Genomic DNA, 18,651 nt, shown 5'->3' with positions numbered 1-18,651 from the left:
GATAACGGGAACTTGTTGCATAAATAATTACACAACAATCCCTGTTAGATCAACCGGTTGGTCAAGACCCACTTTCACAGATGCATCACGCACCCCATTTTCAGCCCCGACGACTCCTCGCGAGGGACCCAAGTCCCGACAGGTGGAGACGATCCCTGAACGCCCAGCAAACACAAGCAAAAGCAAGGATCGAGAGAGTCGAGCCGACAACGGTCGCAACGAAGGAATCACGCCCCAGCCACCACGCTATACACCCGCCCGGAATCACCGCGGACACGCCGACCATGAGGATAGGCTTGACCACTTCGGACAATTTGGGTGTCACACCGATGAAACGCGAGACCTGAACGGTTGCCATGGCAGCGTCAAGCACCATGCACACGGCCCACACGATGGCCGCAGCCACCATTCCTCCGCGAGGAATAAAGATGACGTTACCCACAACGTTGAGGGTGAGGACCACGATCTTGTTGATCGCGGCCCACCCCGAGCGGCCACTCATGATGAGCAGCGAGTGAATATTTCCCGCCATGAAAGTAACGATCGAGCCGATGCACAGCACGACGAGGACGTTCGCGCCCGGGGCAAAGCCGTCGCCGAGGATGCGCATCAGGGCGGGCGCGTAGATCGCCATGAGCGCGTAGATGGGTGCGGCGAACAGGACGAGCCAGATCGAGGCCGTGCTGTACAGGTCGCGCAGTTCCTTGGTCTTACCCTGGTGCAGAAGCTTGGAGAACTGCGGGGAGACGACGACGCGCAGGGCTGTGTCGACGACCATGCCCGCCTGGATGAAGCGGATCGCGCCGCCGTAGATGCCCGAGGCCGCGTCCCCCGCGAGGAGGCCAACGAGGAGGACATCCAGCCATTGCAGCGCCTGCTCGAGGCCCGCGGTGAGGGTTCGAGGCAGGGCGAAGGAGATGACCTGTCGGCGGCGGCGCGCACTGGGCCAGCGCCCCACGGAGTCCGCGGCCGAGGGCATGTGGCGCAGCAGGAGCCACCACGAGGCCACCAGGACGACGACGAAGGGCAGCGCCCACGCGATCGATACGAAGGCCAGCGACCCGGTGAACGCGGCAGCGAGCGCGACGAGGAGGGGGCGCAGGCCGGGCAGGAGCAGGTTTTGGACGAGGACGTACTCGCGCATGTTGCCGAGCGCCCGCAGGGCGGCGGAGGCAACCAGGGTGAGGGCGCCGATCGGCACGAACCAGAGCACCGCTCGGGTGGATGCGGCGACGTCAGCGTTCCAGATCAAGGGGGCCACGGCCTCGAGAATGAGGACGCACACGGTGGACACGCCCACCGTCATGGAGGCCATGAAGGACAGGGTCGCGCGGATCTCCTCGGGTGCGTCCAGGGAGAGGCGAGGCATCAGGTAGATGGCGGTGGAGTCGAGGCCCACCTTGGCCAGAGCCATGACGATCGCGAAGACGCCTGTCGCCTGGGTGACGATGCCCGCGCCCTGCGCGCCAAGCATGCGCGAGAGGATGATCGTGAATGCGAAGCCTAGGACCGCCGAGGCGGCCGCTCCGACGAAGCCGACGATGCCCCCGCGCGCGAGGGAACGCCTGGCTTGATTTGCCTCACTCATGATTAACCTTCCCGCTACCACGCGGTAGCCTTTCTCTATAACCTACCGATGGGATAGACATGGACTTCATCAACTCGCTCTCCCCTGCTCGCAAGAAGATTCTGCTGGCAGCCGCCATCGCGCTGATCATCGCGCTCGTCATCGTCGGCTTTGTGCGCCTGACGGGTTCGTCCGACACCGACGCGGCGGCATCCGCTGCGTCCGGCACGCAGAGCCTCGACGATACGCAGTCAGACATTCCGCAGTCCGTTCCCAAGACCATCGCCCCGCAGTCGGGAGGCCCGGCCAACGCGTCCGGCTCGCTGGCCACGGATTCTGAGGCCGCCGGGCAGGCCAGCTTCGTCATGAACACCCTGTGGGACGCGTACGCGGACCCCGAGCAGGCGCGCGCCACCGACCTGTCCTCCGTGCTCACCGCTTCCGCGCTGGAGGAGTTCGACGCGCAGGCCCTCGAGTGGACCAGGGACGGCACCCACGCCACGGGCACGCCGACCCTTGAGGACGTCCACATCATCAGCGATGACGGGGCGGGCAACATTACGGTCTCGGCGTGCGTCGACTCCTCTAACGTTCGCGTCCTCAACGACGCGGGCACTGCGCTGACGGACGACACGACCATGACCCGCGCCCTCACCTATTTTCAGTTTGTGAAGGACGGTGAGACCTGGAAGCTGTCCGGTTTCTCGTTCCCCGACGACCCGACTTGTTGAGTCGCTCAAGCATCGCAGTGGCAAAAGCCCCGTCGTTCGCGGCGGGGCTTGTCCATTGCCCCATACGCACGGCGCGCTCGGCGCGGACGGTTCCCGCGACGCCGCCGGTGCTCGCGACGCCCTCACGCTCGGCCTGGGCGCGCTTGATCGGGTCGCTTTCCTCCTCCAGGTGACGCGACAGGAGCGCGACCGCCACGACGGAGATCATCAGGCCCGTGTTCATGCCGTAGTAGAACTGCTCCACCAGGGTCGCCAGGATGATGCCGCCCAGGATTGAGCCGTACACGTCCGTGGCGCGCCAGATGCGCGGGAACATGCGCAGGAAGAACGCGAGGAACAGGGCCAGGCCGACCAGGCCGTAGGAGAAGATGACCGTCCAGAACTGGCCCTGCGTGCCCAGGGAGGGCAGCCACGGCGAGGCTGAGGGGCGCGGGGCGCCGAAGCCCAGGAGCGGGGACTGCTGGAGCTCGTACAGGGTCTCCAGGTAGTTGGAGGCGCGGTCCTCCGTCGAGGACGAGGCCGCGACGCGCTCGAGGAGCGACTGCGAGGCCGGGGTCGCCAGCCACGCGCCCACGCCCACGGCGATCGCCGCGATAATGCCCAGGACGGTACGCCAGGCACCCGCTCGCAGGCGCTGGAAACCCACCCACACGACGATGACGATGAGACCGATGTACATGCCGCGGTTGAGCGTCGCCGCCGCCGGGATGACCGAGAGAGCACACACGGCGGCCACGATGAAACGCCACTTGGAGCGCTCGCGCCACAGCACGTACGCGAAGACGAGCGCGAGCGGGAAGATCAGCGAATAGACGTTGCCATACGTGTTCGAATAGATGAAGGGGGCGGACGGACGCGGGTCGGACAGGATCCAGGACGACGGGTTCCACTGGGTGGTCGCGCGCTTCGTGAACTCTTTGACGAAGTCGTTGGAGTGCAGGGCGCGCGGCACCAGGTAGTACATGAGCGTCTTGAAGCGCAGCGTCGGAGCCGCCATGGCGATGAATCCGCCGATGGTGGTCGAGGCCAGGAAGCCCCACATCGCGCCCACGATCGTGCGCACGCTCAGGGACTTGCGCGCATTAAACGCGTAGACCGCAAAGACACCGGGCGACAGCTCCAGCAAGAAACGGTAGAACGCGCCGATGACGCGCCCGCCCGTATCCAGCATCGTCATCGAGGCCAGCACCCACGCCAGGAAGAACACCCACAGGATGGACCCGGGCGGGAAACGCAGGCCGTGTCGACCGATCATGAACACGAGCATGACGGTCGCGAACAGCGGCCACATCAGGTCACCGGAGCCGAGCACCCACCACAGAAAATACGCCGAATAGGCCACGACGAAGGGCCACGCAGGTAGGTCCTGCGCGTCCTCTCTCAGCGGCCCGATGCGGGCGGGGGCGGGTTTGGCCCAGAGTCCTCGACGCGGGCTCACGCGTGTCCGTTCCCTTCGCCGGTCGTCTCGGTCGCGGACGAGGCCTGGGCCTCCTCAGCGCTACTCGACGGGGATGCGCTGCCCTGCGCGCTCGCCTGCTGGGCTTGGCGCGGGGCACCGAGCTTGTTGCGGTTGCGCGAGGACAGGTACAGGAAGGGGCCCTCGAGGAAACCCTTGATCTCGGAGGTGGTGAGCGAGCCGGGCACGTCCTCATCGGTGCCGGCGACGCGGGCGCCTCCGGGCTTGACGCGGTTGAGGATGCCGGGCACGCGTGTTGCCAGGGTACCGAGCACGGAGGGCTTCGCGATAATTGCCTTCGTCAGGAGAGCAGCCATACCGGAGCCGTTGCCTCGAATCTGCTTGTCGAGACCGGCCTCGTCGACGCGGTGACGATGGTGCACGAGCGCGTCGGGCGTGTGGACGATGACGTCGCCCGTGGCCAGGATGCGCGCGAACATGTCGAGGTCCTCGCCGCCGCGCGTCGAGGTGCCAGCCCCCAGAGCCGGGTCGAAGGGGCCAACCTCCATGAGGACGTCGCGGCGCATCGCCATGCACACGCCCGCGCCCACGCGGGCGGTCGTAATCGGGAACAGCGGGCCGCCGTCACCCTTCTCACCCAGAGCCTCCAGGCCCTCGGGAATATCGCCGACGCACCACACGCGCGGGGACATGTCCTTGGGGAAGCCGCCGCGCGACTCAAACCACCGCTGGGGCGCGTAACGCTGCTCCAGCGGCAGGGCGATACCCGTCGTCGCGGCCACGTACGGCGAGGCCGTGAACGGGTCGATCATGGCGGTCAGCCAATGCGGGTCGACGATCGCGTCGTCGTCCGTGAAGACGATGACCTCACCGCGAGCAGCGAGCACACCGCGGTTACGGGCACGCGACAGCCCCGGACGCGACGCCGACACGATGGTCAGGCGCGTGTCCTCGATGCCCGCGAGCTTCTCGCGGGTCAGGCCCGTCTCCGGCGCGTTATCGACGACGACGAGCGTGAAACGCTGATGATCCTGCGCGAGGATGGCGCGCACAGCGTCCTCGAGCATGTCGCAGGAGCCGACCGTGCACATGACGACAGTCGCGTCCACGTCTGCGCCAGCGCCCTCTTCCCAGCCGCGCGCAGGGGCCGGCTCGACCTCGAGCACACGCGGATCGGTCTCTGGGTGGTCCGTTCCGTCAATCTCGACGAACGCGGAGTTGCGACCGTTATCGCGCACGAGCACGAGCGCTCGCGGATCCGACGGGTCGCCCGAAATCAGCTGGGAGACGCGCGCCGTGCGGTCAACGTGCCAGATGGAGGCCGCCTTTGCGTCGACCACGGTGGTCTCCTCGGCGCTCATTTCTTGCCCTTCTTCGAGGAAGTCGTGCCCTTGCTGCCCGACTTCTTGGACTCGGCGGTGTCTTCCGTTTCCTTTGTCGGAGCGGACTCGGCGGATGCCTTCTCGGAGTCGGCGGCTTCCTCAGCCGGAGCCTGGTCGGCAGCCTCGGCCTCGTCCGTGGGGACGATGACCTCAGCGGAGCGGGCGGGAGCCGCGGGAGCGGAGGCGGCGGACGCAACCACCTGGTCGCCCAGGTAGATCATGCCGTTCACCTCGCGGTTGATAATGGCGAGCTCGTCGAGGAGGGCGTGCAGTTCCTTGAGGTCGTGGCCCTTGCGCACGGCGACGAGGACGTGGCGGGAGGGGCGGACCTCGTCCAGCAGGGAGGCCAGCGGCTGCTTGATGTCGATGAGGCGCGGCGCGGGCACGCGGGTCTCAGCCAGCGAGGCCGACAGGACGCGGTGCAGGTCACGCGCCTGCGGGTCGGAGGCGTCGACGATCAGGTCGACCCAGTGGTCGCGGTCGATCGCCATGGCGAGCATACGAGTGGGGGCGAGCCACGGCTCGGGGGTTCCCTCCTCGGCGCTCCACACGGGCAGGGCCGTCAGGTCGGCCAGCTGCGTGGGCGAGGCCAGGGAACGCGAGCGGGTCTCGCGGATGAGAACCAGGACCAGGCCAGCGAAGACGCCGACGACGGTCGTGATGAGGATCAGGCGGCCCTTGGAGGGCGACACCTCGTCGGCCGAGGCCTCGGCGGAGGTAATCACGCGGCCGGCGGTGGCGTGGTAGGGAGCGAGCTGTTCGGCTTCCTTTGCGAGCTTCGTCAGCTCGGTCGTGATCTCGGCGGCGCGCGGGTTGTCCTTCGCGTTGCCGTCCTCGTCGACCGTGGGTGTCAGGCCTGCAAGCTCAGTCTCCAGGGCCTTGATCTGCTCGTTCACGCCCTCGGCCATCTCGTCGGCGCGCTGCTCGACGAGGGCGGTGCGCTCCTTCAGATAGGCGGCAGAAATCGCGTCGGCGGCCGCGACGGCCTGCTCACGCGTGGGGGCCACGTACTCGATCTTGACGATCGTACCGTTCGTGTCGCCCGAGACCTCCACGTTGGAACGCAGGTCGGCAGCGGTCAGGCCGCCACCGAGCTGCTCCGCCGCGGCGTCGAGGACGGCAGCGGACTTCGCGATCCCCTGCTCGGTCACCATGTCCGTCGTGTTCGACAGGGAGGCGCGCACGACGGGGGCCGGCGTCGGGGACGGAGACGTCACGGTCATCGACACGGTCGCCGAGTGCGACACGGGCGCGGCAAAAGCTGCGGCGACACCCACGACCAGGCCGACCACGGTCCCCGCAACGATCGAGGCCCAGCGACGAGCCAGCGCGTGACGAAGGATCTGCTGGCCGCCCGAAGGCGGAGGGGTCAGGATCATGACTGTTCTCCTTGGAGGTGAGAGCGCACCCACACGGCGCGCGCATTGAGCCGGCGCTCGAGAGCGCGGCGAGACGATGCGGGTCGAGACGCGACCCCCTGAGTGTAGACCTGCACGAATCGGTCGAGCTCACGCTCGGCCTCCTCGCGAGGAAGCGAAACGAGCGAGACCAGGCGCGGCAGCTCCTGGCCCGTCAGGGACCGCGACAGGTCGGCGAAAGCCTGGGCCTGCTCAGGATTCTTCCACGAATCCGAGCGCCACGACGCGTTCCCGGTGACCTGGCCCGGGTGGATGCGGTAGAGCAGACCCCAAGGCGCGATGCGGCGGATGCGACCGCCTGCGGAGGCGACGCGCATCCACAGGTCGTAGTCCTCGGCGGGGACCGAGCGGTAGCCGCCCACGCGGTCCATGATCTCGCGAGTGGCCAGCATCGTCGGGTGGCACACGGGGTTGGTGAGCAGCAGGTGCCAGCCCATGTCATCGGGCGTGATCTCGTAGGGCATGCGCGGAACCGGGCGGGAGCCGCGCAGCTCGATCATCTGCGTGAAGACCATGTCGTCGCCGCGCTCGATGGCGCGCATTGTGCGCTTGAAGCGACCCTTGAGGGACACGTCGTCGGCGTCCATGCGGCCCACGAGGCGCGAGTCGGTGCGCTCCATGAGCTGGGTGAGGACGCGGGACACGCCCCCCTCACCCGGGGTGATGTCCTCGATGCGCAGGCGCGGATCGACCACTCCCCCGCGCGACGCGCCGCGGATGGCCTCGCCGACCGTCGAATCAGACGACGAGTCGTTGCCGACGACCAGCTCGGCGTCGCGTGGCATCGCCGCCAGGGTCGAGGCCACGGCGCGCGTGATCGTGCCGGCAGCGTTGCGCGCGGGCAGCAGGACGGACAGCTCAGGCACGGGACTCCCCCCGCTTGGCTCCCTGCTTGGCCTCTTGCTTGGCGGCCACGTCCAGGGCGCGCAGGTCGCGGTAGCGGCGACGCAACGAGATCGAGGAGTGCGCGACCGCAATAACCGCGAGGAAGGTGTAGAGCACCATGAAAGGCACGCCGAAACCCCACAGTACGAAGGACCAGCACAGCACACCCGGGTCGGTGGGCAGCAGCACGAAGGAACGCAGGTTCCCGCCGCGCGTCTGCTTGCGACCCGCCGCGCGCACGAACTGCTCGGCGAGGATCTGGCTCATGAACTGGCCCGACGTCACCCAGCCGTAAACGAGCGCGACGATGGCCAGCCACCACGACTCGGGGCGGTAGACCATGACCGCAGCGGCGGTGCAGAAGTGGATTGCCGGGGAACGGAACGCGTCGGCGACGTGATCCACCCACTCCCCCGTCTTCGATGACGCACCCGTCACGCGCGAGACCTGGCCGTCCGCAGAATCGAACATGAAGCCGACCGCGAGGGCCGTGCCCACGATGAGGCCCGTCCACCACGCGGGTTCAAGCGCGACGAGGACGATGAGGCCCAGCGTCGAGAAGCACACGGAAATGAAGCTGACGAAGTTCGGGGTCCAGCCGAAGGCTGCGCACGCGGCGGCCACGACCCGCGCCGCACCGCGGTTGACCCAGCGCATGTACGCGGGAACGCCCGCACCCGGCTTCTGGGCGGCGGCAAGCGCGCTTCGATACGCACTAAATCGAGTCCCCCAGGAGGAACCCGGCTCAAGCACGACGGGCAGACTCACTGCTGCTCTCCTTCCGGTGCCTTGTCCGCATCCTGCGCCGGGGCCTCGTCAGAGAAGTCCTCGGGGGCGATGAAGCGGCGCAGCTTCGTCGACGACGTCGACGGCGTGTACGGCAGGTAGACGACGCGCGCGCCCACCTCGGCCATTTCGGCCTCAAGCTGGGCACCCTTCGGAGTGTCCTTCCAGTCGTCACCCTTGAAGAGGACGTCGAAAGGCTGGAGGCGCCAGGCGAGGCGCTTGTCCTGGTCCAGGTCAACGACAACCGCGTCCACGAAACGCAGCGACGACACGAGGTCACAACGTTCCTTGAGCGGGATGACGGGGGCGCGGCCCTTCATGCGGATGAGGGCCTCGTCCGAGGTCACGCCGACGACAAGGCGATCGCAGCGCTCACGCGCGGCGCGCAGGATGTTGAGGTGTCCCTGATGGAACATGTCAAAACCCCCGGGCACGTAGCCGGTGATGGGGGTGCGATGCTGAGTCGTTTCGTCCACGTAATAAGTGTGCCATTTATCAGGCGGTCAATGCGACACTTACCCGCTAAATGACCGAAAGATCACGTCTGAGCGTTCCCCACCAAGTGACAAGACAGGCCATCCGAGCCCGATTTGTCGCACAAATATGACCAGATGGCCGCACGTCGCCTTGTTACAGGCGCGACACGCGAGCGGGGTGTCACGCGATCCAGGCGGCAGGCGGGCGGTCAGGCTCAGCCCGCGCACCTGCCGAGCCCCGGCCTCGTCGGGACGTTCTTGCGAGGCCGTCAGCGGGAGAAGACGACCGTTCGGTTGCCGTTCATGAGGACGCGGCGCTCCGCGTGGAAGCGGACGGCCTGGGCAAGGACGCGGCGCTCCACGTCCTGGCCGAGCGCCACCATGTCGGGCGTCGAGTCGGCGTGGGACACGCGAGTGACGTCCTGCTCGATGATCGGCCCCTCGTCCAGGTCGGCGGTCACGTAGTGCGCGGTCGCGCCGATCAGCTTGACGCCGCGATCGTGAGCCTGCGCGTAGGGGCGCGCGCCCTTAAAGGAGGGCAGGAACGAGTGGTGGATGTTGATGACGCGGCCCTGCATGGCGCGGCACACCTCGTCGGAGAGGATCTGCATGTAGCGGGCCAGGACAACGAGCTCCACGTTTTCGGAGGCGATGAGGTCGAGGAGCTGGCGCTCCGCCTGGGCCTTCGTATCCTTCGTGACGGGGATATTGAGGAAGGGGACGCCGTAGAACTGCGCGACGGGCGCCAGGTCCGGGTGATTGCCGACGACCGCGATCACGTCGATGGGCAGGCCCTGGGTTTGCTGGCGGTACAGGAGGTCGGTGAGGCAGTGGCCCTCGCGGGAGACCATGATGATGGTGCGCAGCTTGCGGCCCAGGTCGTCGACGCGGTAGGTGGCGCTGAATTCTTCGGCGACGCGGGTCAGGCCCTCGTCGATCGGCGCGCGGCCCTGCGGGGAGTCCACCTCAACGCGCATAAAGAAGGTGCCCGTGTCGGGGTCGCCGAACTGCTGGGACTGGATGACGTTGCCGCCGGACTCGCCGATCACGCCCGTGACGGCGTGCACGATGCCGGGGCGGTCCGGGCAGGACAGGGTCACAACAAGCTGCGCGTTTTCAGTCATAGGGGTCAGTCTAGCCAGGTTCATACCCTCCAACGAGGCCGGGGCACGCTTTGCGGGAGATGCCACGGGGTTGCGGGGTGGGGTTGCGTCTGTGCGAGCGGGGTTGTTGCTCGGCGGATTACTGCATGCTGGAACGGTGACAGTTTCACGCATGTTTCACGCTCGCAGCCCGCGCGCATCGGCTCTGTCAGGCACCTAGGCACGATGAGTGGCGGCTTGAACCCCTCAATGCGCACGTTAACCCCTTAGGTGGCGGCCTGGGCGCGCCGCCAGCACTGCCACCAAGCGGGTTAACTCTCCACTTGATGGGCCCACGGCACCACCCATCGGGCCCAGCTGCCACACTCCACGCTGTAGAACTGCGACGCCACGGGACCGGCGTAAACATTCGCTTGACACCAAAGCTGGTTTGACCGCCTGCGCACGACCGTTCCCCTTGGACAGCCTGCTACGATGCGAAGCAGTGAACCAGAGCAAAGGAGCCACCATGGTCCCCGCCGCCAATGAGCACAAGAGCGCAAACGAGCCCAAGGACGACACCTCGACACGAGGAACCTTCTTCGGGAGACAGAAGTTCTGGAAGCACTGCAAACAGGAAGAGGAAGAACCTGCACGACTAACCCCCATGCCCGCCTGTCTAATGCATTGGTGGACCCCACTAGCTATTGCTGAAGGGCTACTGCGCTGGCCCCTCTTGCTCGCAGTCTTCTGGGGAGGTCAGCCTCATTGGCCATCATCAGAAGCTATGAAACTGTGCGTAACGATTGTCGGAGCAGGTCTAGCGTTCTCGGCTTGGCAACAGAGGAGCCACGATAATGCCGCCAACGCAAAGCAAGCAAGGGCAGCAATCGAACGCGACGACTACTGGAAGCGCCGTGAGCACATTTTCCAGCTCCTCGGGTCGAAGAATCCTGGCCTACGTCTCAGCGCAGTTACACTACTCGCCGAACTTGCAGATTCAGCAGCCCATAGCGCCCTTCTGAACGACACCGAAAAACAGCAGCTACAGCGCCACATCATCGACACACTCTGCATCCAGGTTCGCCACGAAGGCTTTCTCCTCCCTGACGAGGGAGACAAACATGACCACACCGAGGTCCAAAAAGCGATACTACAGTCAATTATTGTTAGAATTACTTCCCCTTCAAAGCGAACACCTCACGCAGACTGGTCCACTTACCCAATCAACCTCACCGACTGCACCCTATTCACATCAATTCGACTCACAAACACAGTAAGTAGTGCCACACTAGACTTTAGCGACTCAATATTTCACAAGCCAGTCACAATCACGGACTCAACTCTTTCACAGGTACAATGGAGCACTGCCCATTTCCGCGATTCGCTCACAGTCTCTGGACAAACTAACACCTGCAACATACACATCGACAACCTACCAGCCGACGCGCCCAAAATTTCAGCTTCAAATTCCATAATATACTTATCCACGAATGACCTACACATAGATATCAAGAACTTCGGGCAGGGCATTGTCACCCCAGAAATCACTCTCGAGAGGTGCTCGTTTTTCACACAGAGCGAAACAAAAGCCCCAGATCGGAACACCTATCAACCATTCCCCGAACTACGCATATCCACAAATGCCGAACCTATCAACACAAACAAATCACCCCGGCACATATTCATCAAAGAATGCTCCTTCTCAAACATTGACATAATTTCAACAAACCCCGATACAATAGTCTCAATCAGCAAATGTACAATTCAGAGATGCCTCTACATAACTTTCGAAAGAACAGCAGAAATACACACAAGTCCTAACAGCCAAAACAATGTCCACATTCTCATTTGCCAAAACACATTTTCAACTCCGGCAAATACTATCCCAATTCACATCGCCAACAGGTCGGAGACAGACGTCAAAACGGCCCTACTATTTACACAAAACACAATCCTAAGAAATAAGGATTCAAACCACCTCAAGGTTTTAGACATTTCCACTGATGCAACAACTTCAGAACCTATTCACTTCATCGAAGAAACAAAATATAATCAACCTGTTTTTAGCTGGAAAACCGGAGGACCAGATTCCTTGCTTCACATATCTTGGGCCAGGTTCCATAAATGAAATTATCTCACAGTTTTCACCTAAGAAACTTTTCTACACCCCAACAGCGCCACTGTGCCACACATACGCTAACAATTAACAGTACAGAAATGCATGCAGAATGAACACCATGGAGCAAATGGTCCCGAAAGAACAAGCCACCGTCTCACCGAGAGCGCTACAGATTTTCACTCCGGAGCCCGGAGGTAATGAACAGTCAAATAAATGGAGTCTAACACTTCGAAACCAACAACTACGATTTTGATCGTACAGTTTCTACCCTTGCGTACCATACTGCGCCACATTCTCCCACTCTTCACCTGAGTACACTGACTGACAATACTATGACAACCCCAACCCCAGGGCAGCTCAGGCTCAAATTCCCAAAATATGCGTACGTAAAACCGGCACCGTCATTACATTTAATATAGCGCATCACACAGGGCTTAATCAACAGCTCTAAGCCCTAACATTTTCAAATGGATATCATTGTCAAAAATCAGCTTCTGAGTTCACGAAATGCGAATTAGTGCAATAATACGGCGTGTCGACCAAGGAACGACAACCGCGACCTTACTCTCGTAATATGCATATTCGAATCGCCTCTCCTGATGACCTCGAGTTCATCGAGAGCGCGTATGTGCATGCCCGGGCGTTCATGCAGGCGAACGGGAACACGACTCAGTGGCCCGACGGGTATCCTGGCCGCATTGACGCTGAGGAAGACATCGCGCGCGAATGCTGTTTCCTCGTAACGGATGAGGCTGGTCAGCTCGCCGTCTTTTCTTTCATTCCAGGACCGGATGAGACCTATGCCGAGATCGACGGCGCATGGCATTCCGAGGCTGAGTACCACGTGATTCACCGCGTCGCTGCGGTGCGCGGGCGTGGAGTCGCGCGGGCGATTTTCAGCTTTGCAGCGGAGCATGCGGACTATCTGCGTTGCGACACCCACGAGGACAACGCCCCGATGCGGCGTGCGCTCGAGTCATTCGGATTCCGAGAGTGCGGCACCATCACGGTTGCCAACGGTACGGAGCGCGTCGCCTACGACTGGCTCAAAGAGGCACTCCCCGGCGACGCCCCAGCTAGCTCCACAACACACTAGGCTCTCACCCTTAAGCACTTACCCAACAATCTCGCATGCAATTCCCCGCTGACGCAAATTGACGGAACCTCAGAAACCGCATGATTTCAACGTTTTAATTTCAACATTTGAAATTCTTTCGGGAGAATTGCATGCGACTTTTGCGGGGCTGCACCCACTGGGGAGCATTCCACCCGATAGGGAGCGCTACAGCCGATGGGAAGCGTTGCACCCGATCAGGGCGGGCGCAATGCTCACTGATCGGGTGCACGGCCTCATCGGCAACAAGCGACAGCGCGGATACACATCAGGGGCAGCTCGGCCCCTGCCAATAGGTCCGACACTACGCACCATTTCACTGACCCGTGGCCGCTCACATGGTCCTCACCAACGCGTAGTAGGCATTAGGTCGCAATCACGCTTGCATCTAAGTGGTTCTACACCACTTAGCGGGGCATTACACCAGCTCGGAGCCAGTGCAACGCTCCCTCACTGGTGTCATGCTCCCTCACTAGTGCAGGGCTGCCCGGCATGGCTCGGCTGACATCTCGTTGGAGCAGCTATCGGGCAGATCTCGCCGCGCGCAGGCTTGTTGCTCAGTGGCATTGCACCACTTAGCGCAGCATTGCACTGGGTAGTAAGCAGTGCATTGCCACGCTATCTAGCGCAATGCCGCGCTATCTAGTGCATTGCTGCCGCACCTGGTGAAGCACCCCATGACGTGGGTCTGCCGCACGTTTCACGAGCCACCAGGGCCGACGACACCAGTTTCACGCGCGTTTCACGCGCACCGCCACCCCAACAACACCCCCGCATACATGCGGGCGCGCGCCCGGCCAATCAGCCGGGCTCGCGCCCTTCCCACCAACCGCCACGAGGGCGGTAGCCTCACTTGATGAAGCCGAGCGCCTTGACGGCGTCGTACTCTTCCTGGAGGGCCTTGATGTTGTGGTCGATTCCGGCGCGGGTCGCGTCGGAGATCTCGAGGCCGTCGACGACCTGCCACTCGCCACCGTCGGAGGTGACGGGGAAGCCGAAGTTCAGGCCGGCGGGGACGCCGTAGTGCGTGCCGTCGGACATGACGCCAGCGGTGACCCACTCACCCTCGGGGGTGCCGTGGATCCAGGAGTACATGTGGTCGATCGCAGCGTTCGCGGCGGAGGCGGCCGAGGAGGCGCCGCGCGCCTCGATGATGGCGGCGCCACGCTTGGCGACGGTGGGACGGTAGTAGCTGGACAGCCACTCTTCGTCCACGAGCTCGGTCGCGGGCTTGCCGGCGACCTTCGCGAAGGAGACGTCCGGGTACTGGTCGGCCGAGTGGTTACCCCACACGACGACATCCTTGATGTCGGCGTTCGCAGCGCCGGTCTTGTGGGCGAGCTGCGCGATCGCACGGTTGTGGTCGAGGCGCATCATCGCGGTGAAGCGCGACGCGGGGACGTCCGGCGCTGCGTTCTGGGCGATGGTGGCGTTGGTGTTCGCGGGGTTGCCCACGACGAGGACGCGCACGTCGTCGGCGGCGCCGTCGTTGATGGCCTTGCCCTGGGGGCCGAAGATGCCCGCGTTGGCCTCGAGCAGGTCGGCGCGCTCCATGCCCTTGCGGCGCGGCATAGCGCCCACCAGGTAAGCAACGTTGGTGCCCTGGAACGCACGGTTCACGTCGTCGAAGATCTCGACGCCGGCCAGGGTCGGGAACGCACAGTCGTCGAGCTCCATGGCGGTGCCCTCGGCGGCCTTGACGGCCTGGGGGATCTCCAGCAGGTTCAGCTTGACGGGCACGTCCGGGCCGAACAGCTGGCCGGAAGCAATGCGGAACAGGAGGGCGTAGCCGATGTTGCCGGCTGCGCCAGTGACGGTGACGATACGAGGTTCTGCCATGATTGGCGCTCCTTTACAGTTCCTGTGGGCGTGTGCCCTTCAGTCGCGGTGTTCTCCGCGCTCTGCCCCTAGGATACGTCGTCGGTCACAGTTCGACCCGGGCACCCAGTCCCAAGACGAGACAGCCAAACAGTGATCTGCAACATATACGTGGGTTGGGTTCTCCCCCGCTCATGCCGCCCTGCCGTAGAGTAGGGCGTATGTTCGACAGCAACCCCACTGCCCCGCACGAGCCCACTTCCTCCCGGGTCCCGGCCCCTGCCTCGTCCCATATTGACGAGGCCGTGGCGCACTCCCACGAGCACGCGCACTCTGCGGGCGGCGAGCAGGGCGGCCACAGCCACGATCATTCCCACGCGGGGGCCTCAACCAAGCGCTTGGGGTGGGCGCTTGCGGTGACGGGGGCCGTCGTAATCGCGGAGTTGCTCGGCGCCTTCTGGTCTGGGTCCTTGTCGCTGGCGGCGGACGCGGGACACATGGTTGTCGACGCGTCCGGCTTGGTTGTCGCCCTCGTCGCGGCACACTTGACGCGTCGCCCGCGCGACGAGAAGCACACGTGGGGGTGGGCGCGTTCCGAGGTTCTGGCCGCCGCACTGCAGGCCGGCATGCTCCTTATTATCAGTGTGATGGTCGCGTGGGAGGCCGCGTGGCGTCTGGCGTCACCGCCCAAGGTCGAGGTCGGCCCGATGCTCCTCGTCGGCGTCATCGGCCTGCTCGCGAACGTCGTTTCTCTGGCGATCCTGGCGGGCGGGCGCGACGCGAACCTGAACATGAAGGCAGCATTCCTGGAGGTCGCGAACGATGCGCTCGGATCCTTCGCGGTGATCCTGGCGGCAGGCGCAGAGTGGGCATTCGGGTGGGCGCGCGCGGACGCGATCGCGTCGCTGCTGATCGCTGTTCTCATGGCCCCGCGCGCGCTTTCCCTCCTGAGGCGCTCCCTCACGATCCTCATGGAGCAGACGCCCGCGACCGTGGACATCACCAAGCTGCGGGCCCACATGCTGGACGTTGACGGCGTCCTCGACGTGCACGACCTGCACGTGGCCGCCGTGTCCTCACACCTGGTGACCGTCACCGCGCACGTCACCGTCTCCGAGGACTCGGACGGCCCCAGCCGTGACCTCATCGTCCACCAGCTGGGCGAATGCGCATGCCACCACTTCCCCATCGCGCACTCCACATTCCAGCTCGAATGCGCAAAACACCGCGAACACGAACACCTGGAGCACTAGCGAACACACAGGCGCCGCTTGACAGTCGGTCAGCGGATTTGTAGGTTGTGACCATGAGCGCAGATGTAGGTTTCACTCCGGGCAAGCTGATTGAGGCTGCCCAGGGTATTGAGGCTACCGCTGAACCTTTTGCTCAGGCAGTGGGCACCATCGGTGATGAAGTAACGTCAGCATCGGCGGGGATTAATGGCTCGTATATGGAGCCGTTGGGTAATGCACTGACTAAATGGGGCGATTCCCTGAGTGTTTTGTTTGACGACCTAGGTCGTTTGGCTGAGGCCCTGATTGCGGTTGAGCAGTCGTTTTCTGCCACTGAGGAAGAGATTATTCAGTCGTTGGTCCAGGCGGGCTCTGGGTCGGAGTCGGGCGGCGGCGATTCGTCGGGTGGCAGCGTGTTCGACGACCTGATGCAGCTGGCCCAGTCGGAGTCGTGACGGAGGTTTATTGATGAGTAGCGATTCGATGCTGGTCTTTGAGGAGGCTAGCGCCAACCAGATGGCTCAGGTGTTCCGTCAGCGGGTGTCGACGGTGAAGGATTTCATTCCTGACGTCGCTGATGGTGTCCATAGCGCCGTGGGTGATTGGACGGGCGAGTCTCGTAAGGCGTGCGATGAGGCGCTCAAGCGCATGGAGAAGCGCGGTGAAGAGTTGGCGGATTTGCTGACGGCGGCAGCTGATGCGATGGAGAAGATCCTGGCGGAGGGTCAGCACGCTGAGTCTAAAGCGTTTGCGTGCATCGACAGTTAAGGATTGGCAATCGTGAGTGATTTTAAGGTCGACATGGAGGCCATGTCCTCGTTCGTACAGTCATTGTCCTCGTTTGAGGAGGCGGCCAAGGAGTACGACGTGGAGGACTGGGTTCCTAACTCGGGGATGCTGGAGAATCCTGACGTGTGGGATCGCACGGACGCGTTCCAGGACACGTGGGAAAAGGGAACGAACGACTTGCGTGATGAGATCAAGGCTGCCTCCAGTGCGGTCAGTGGCGCTTTGGGCGCTTATAGCGAGTACATGGAGAAGGCTAAAGAGCACATGGCTAAGGTTGAGCAGGCTGCGAACGCGTTGGGGCAGTCTCCCGTCGTTGGTTCGGGGGCGTGATCTGACGTGGGTGTTGTTGCGCATGGTGCACCGGTTTTTAAGATCGGTGGAGATCCTGGTGGTATTTCGACGCGTGCCGCGGTGATGATGGCTCGCGCCGACGAGTTCGGGAATATTCATTCTGGCCTGTCTTCCCTCAGTGCTGATGGGTGGGAGGGCCGCGCGGCTGATCATTTCCGCTCGAAGTTCAAGGTGCAGATTAAGGGCTGGGTGGATGCCCAGGAGGCGTTCTCTTCGGCCTCCGAGGCGTACTCGTCGTATGCGACGACGCTGGCGTCGGCGCAGAGCCAGTGTGATGGGATTCGTTCGCGTTGGAAGCAGGGCCGTGACGCGGTCCAGCAGGCGCAGAATAATCAGGCTGATGCGCGCAGCCAGGCCGCCGCTGATGGTGGCTCGCCCATGTTTGATGCCTCGTGTGATGAGGGTCCGGGCCGCTCGCAGATGGCCGCGGCAGAAGCTGATTTCCAGACGCTGGTCGACCAGGTTAACGAGGCCGGCGACCTGCTGATTACCGCATTGAATGCGGGTATCGCGAAGCTGCCCGAGCGCACGTGGTGGGATTCGGTCAAGCGCACGTTCACTTCGGTTGTGGTCGGCGCTGTCGAGGCCGTTGTCGATTTGGCGAAGCTGTTGTGGAAGCTGGGCGGCGGCGAGGCTTGGATGGACTTCGGCCGCATCCTCATGGGCGACATGACCTGGGATGAGTACGTCATCAAGCACTACGAAATCCCCGCCGAAACGATCGTGGGCATGGCGAAGGCGCTGTGGAACGATCCCGTCGGTTTCATGAAGAGCGTCGGTAAGGCGCTGTTGGACTGGGATACGTGGACCGATGATCCCGCGCGCGCCATTGGCCACCTCCTGCCCGACGTGATCATGGCGGTTGTGACCATGGGCGGTAGTGCTGGCGTGTCTGCCGGTGAGAAGGCCCTGACCGGCACGGCTCGCGCCCTTCGCATCGGCAAAGAGGTCATTAAGGCGATCCTGCCGATTAACCCCGACGATATTCGTTCCCTGGCGAAGCTCGGCAAGAACATGGTCGGCAAGCTCAGCGCCCACGGTTTGAATACCGCGGCGGACGTCGCGGATCTGGCGAACACCGCAAAGCACCTGGCCGGAGCAGCCGACCACGCCCACGACCTGGGTCACGCCGCCAACGGCATGGCTGGCGCCCTGGATGGGGTCGGTGACGTGGGCCGCGCAGCGAGGTCTGGTGGGGCCCTCGGGGATACCAGCCACGCCACACACGCAGTCGGCGGGGCCGCCGATGCGGCTGGTAGCGCCAGCCACGCCACGCACGCCGCTGCTGGCGGCGGCGGTATCGCCAGCGGTGCGAGCCATGCTGCGAACGGTGCAGGTGGCGCTTCCCATGGTGTCAGCAGTGCCGCCGATGCAGCGGGTAGCGCGAGCCATGCTACGCACGCGGGCGGGAACGCTGCCGGCGCGGCTGGTAGCGCGAGCCACGCCACGCACGCTGGCGGGAACGCTGCCGGCGCGGCTGG

17 protein-coding genes are annotated in these 18,651 nt (G+C 63.7%); 8 read left to right on the top strand and 9 right to left on the bottom strand.

What is annotated here, in order from left to right; translation table 11 throughout:
- Positions 1-100: 100 nt before the first annotated feature.
- A complete protein-coding gene (locus QP415_RS08125) occupies positions 101-1,588 on the bottom strand; it encodes a flippase (protein ID WP_285099656.1) in 1,488 nt (495 codons plus the stop codon).
- Positions 1,589-1,647: 59 nt separating this feature from the next.
- Between QP415_RS08125 and QP415_RS08120 the strand changes: the two genes are divergently transcribed.
- A complete protein-coding gene (locus tag QP415_RS08120; protein ID WP_048675302.1) occupies positions 1,648-2,298 on the top strand; it encodes a hypothetical protein in 651 nt (216 codons plus the stop codon).
- Here QP415_RS08120 and QP415_RS08115 read toward each other — a convergent pair.
- From QP415_RS08115 to purU, 7 genes are all read right to left on the bottom strand, one after another.
- Positions 2,219-3,736, bottom strand: a complete 1,518-nt coding sequence (locus QP415_RS08115) for an O-antigen ligase family protein (protein WP_016460212.1) — start codon at positions 3,734-3,736, stop codon at positions 2,219-2,221. The genes QP415_RS08120 and QP415_RS08115 overlap by 80 nt on opposite strands.
- Positions 3,733-5,076: a glycosyltransferase family 2 protein gene (locus tag QP415_RS08110; protein ID WP_016460213.1), complete on the bottom strand. Its 1,344-nt coding sequence runs from the start codon at positions 5,074-5,076 to the stop codon at positions 3,733-3,735. The genes QP415_RS08115 and QP415_RS08110 overlap by 4 nt, the downstream gene beginning before the upstream one ends.
- On the bottom strand, positions 5,073-6,476 hold the full coding sequence (locus QP415_RS08105; protein WP_285099655.1) for a hypothetical protein: 1,404 nt from the start codon (positions 6,474-6,476) through the stop codon (positions 5,073-5,075). Before QP415_RS08105 ends, QP415_RS08110 begins: the two co-directional genes overlap by 4 nt.
- On the bottom strand, positions 6,473-7,381 hold the full coding sequence (locus QP415_RS08100; protein WP_285099654.1) for a glycosyltransferase family 2 protein: 909 nt from the start codon (positions 7,379-7,381) through the stop codon (positions 6,473-6,475). Before QP415_RS08100 ends, QP415_RS08105 begins: the two co-directional genes overlap by 4 nt.
- On the bottom strand, positions 7,374-8,168 hold the full coding sequence (locus tag QP415_RS08095; protein ID WP_285099653.1) for a CDP-alcohol phosphatidyltransferase family protein: 795 nt from the start codon (positions 8,166-8,168) through the stop codon (positions 7,374-7,376). Before QP415_RS08095 ends, QP415_RS08100 begins: the two co-directional genes overlap by 8 nt.
- A complete protein-coding gene (locus QP415_RS08090; RefSeq protein ID WP_016460217.1) occupies positions 8,165-8,662 on the bottom strand; it encodes an adenylyltransferase/cytidyltransferase family protein in 498 nt (165 codons plus the stop codon). The genes QP415_RS08095 and QP415_RS08090 overlap by 4 nt, the downstream gene beginning before the upstream one ends.
- A 269-nt stretch (positions 8,663-8,931) precedes the next feature.
- The gene (gene purU / locus QP415_RS08085) at positions 8,932-9,786 is read right to left on the bottom strand and encodes a formyltetrahydrofolate deformylase (RefSeq protein WP_285099652.1); all 855 of its coding nucleotides are present in this window, start codon (positions 9,784-9,786) and stop codon (positions 8,932-8,934) included.
- A gap of 487 nt (positions 9,787-10,273) precedes the next feature.
- Between purU and QP415_RS08080 the strand changes: the two genes are divergently transcribed.
- Positions 10,274-11,875 (top strand): hypothetical protein, encoded by a 1,602-nt coding sequence (locus QP415_RS08080; protein ID WP_285099651.1) that lies wholly within the window; start codon positions 10,274-10,276, stop codon positions 11,873-11,875.
- Between the two features lie 565 nt (positions 11,876-12,440).
- Entirely contained in the window at positions 12,441-12,962 is a 522-nt protein-coding gene (locus QP415_RS08075) for a GNAT family N-acetyltransferase (protein ID WP_285099650.1), read from the top strand.
- Between the two features lie 867 nt (positions 12,963-13,829).
- Here QP415_RS08075 and QP415_RS08070 read toward each other — a convergent pair.
- On the bottom strand, positions 13,830-14,819 hold the full coding sequence (locus tag QP415_RS08070; protein ID WP_009057671.1) for a malate dehydrogenase: 990 nt from the start codon (positions 14,817-14,819) through the stop codon (positions 13,830-13,832).
- A 200-nt stretch (positions 14,820-15,019) separates the two neighbouring features.
- On the opposite strand from QP415_RS08070, the gene QP415_RS08065 reads away from it, so the two are divergent.
- The 5 genes from QP415_RS08065 to QP415_RS08045 all read left to right on the top strand — a co-directional run.
- Positions 15,020-16,051, top strand: coding sequence for a cation diffusion facilitator family transporter (locus QP415_RS08065; RefSeq protein WP_285099649.1), 1,032 nt, complete (start codon positions 15,020-15,022; stop codon positions 16,049-16,051).
- 53 nt (positions 16,052-16,104) lie between these two features.
- On the top strand, positions 16,105-16,485 hold the full coding sequence (locus QP415_RS08060) for a hypothetical protein (RefSeq protein ID WP_016460223.1): 381 nt from the start codon (positions 16,105-16,107) through the stop codon (positions 16,483-16,485).
- A 13-nt stretch (positions 16,486-16,498) separates the two neighbouring features.
- Positions 16,499-16,798, top strand: a complete 300-nt coding sequence (locus QP415_RS08055) for a WXG100 family type VII secretion target (RefSeq protein ID WP_016460224.1) — start codon at positions 16,499-16,501, stop codon at positions 16,796-16,798.
- A gap of 12 nt (positions 16,799-16,810) precedes the next feature.
- Positions 16,811-17,149, top strand: coding sequence for a hypothetical protein (locus QP415_RS08050; protein WP_016460225.1), 339 nt, complete (start codon positions 16,811-16,813; stop codon positions 17,147-17,149).
- An 84-nt stretch (positions 17,150-17,233) separates the two neighbouring features.
- Positions 17,234-18,651: putative T7SS-secreted protein (locus QP415_RS08045; RefSeq protein WP_336620000.1), on the top strand; the 1,418-nt coding region annotated here is incomplete at its 3' end.

This window comes from Pauljensenia sp. UMB3104, from assembly GCF_030217285.1.
Taxonomy (GTDB): domain Bacteria; phylum Actinomycetota; class Actinomycetes; order Actinomycetales; family Actinomycetaceae; genus Pauljensenia.
This window is presented reverse-complemented; position numbering and strand designations above follow the sequence as displayed.

What these genes read in the sequence shown, in the direction of transcription:
- QP415_RS08075 (WP_285099650.1), top strand. Translation starts at nt 12,441, where the DNA reads ATGCATATTCGAATCGCCTCTCCTGATGACCTCGAGTTCATCGAGAGC.
- QP415_RS08060 (WP_016460223.1), top strand. Translation starts at nt 16,105, where the DNA reads ATGAGCGCAGATGTAGGTTTCACTCCGGGCAAGCTGATTGAGGCTGCC.
- QP415_RS08125 (WP_285099656.1), bottom strand. Translation starts at nt 1,588, where the DNA reads ATGAGTGAGGCAAATCAAGCCAGGCGTTCCCTCGCGCGCGGGGGCATC.
- QP415_RS08055 (WP_016460224.1), top strand. Translation starts at nt 16,499, where the DNA reads ATGAGTAGCGATTCGATGCTGGTCTTTGAGGAGGCTAGCGCCAACCAG.
- QP415_RS08110 (WP_016460213.1), bottom strand. Translation starts at nt 5,076, where the DNA reads ATGAGCGCCGAGGAGACCACCGTGGTCGACGCAAAGGCGGCCTCCATC.
- QP415_RS08070 (WP_009057671.1), bottom strand. Translation starts at nt 14,819, where the DNA reads ATGGCAGAACCTCGTATCGTCACCGTCACTGGCGCAGCCGGCAACATC.
- QP415_RS08065 (WP_285099649.1), top strand. Translation starts at nt 15,020, where the DNA reads ATGTTCGACAGCAACCCCACTGCCCCGCACGAGCCCACTTCCTCCCGG.
- QP415_RS08120 (WP_048675302.1), top strand. Translation starts at nt 1,648, where the DNA reads ATGGACTTCATCAACTCGCTCTCCCCTGCTCGCAAGAAGATTCTGCTG.
- purU (WP_285099652.1), bottom strand. Translation starts at nt 9,786, where the DNA reads ATGACTGAAAACGCGCAGCTTGTTGTGACCCTGTCCTGCCCGGACCGC.
- QP415_RS08105 (WP_285099655.1), bottom strand. Translation starts at nt 6,476, where the DNA reads ATGATCCTGACCCCTCCGCCTTCGGGCGGCCAGCAGATCCTTCGTCAC.
- QP415_RS08080 (WP_285099651.1), top strand. Translation starts at nt 10,274, where the DNA reads ATGGTCCCCGCCGCCAATGAGCACAAGAGCGCAAACGAGCCCAAGGAC.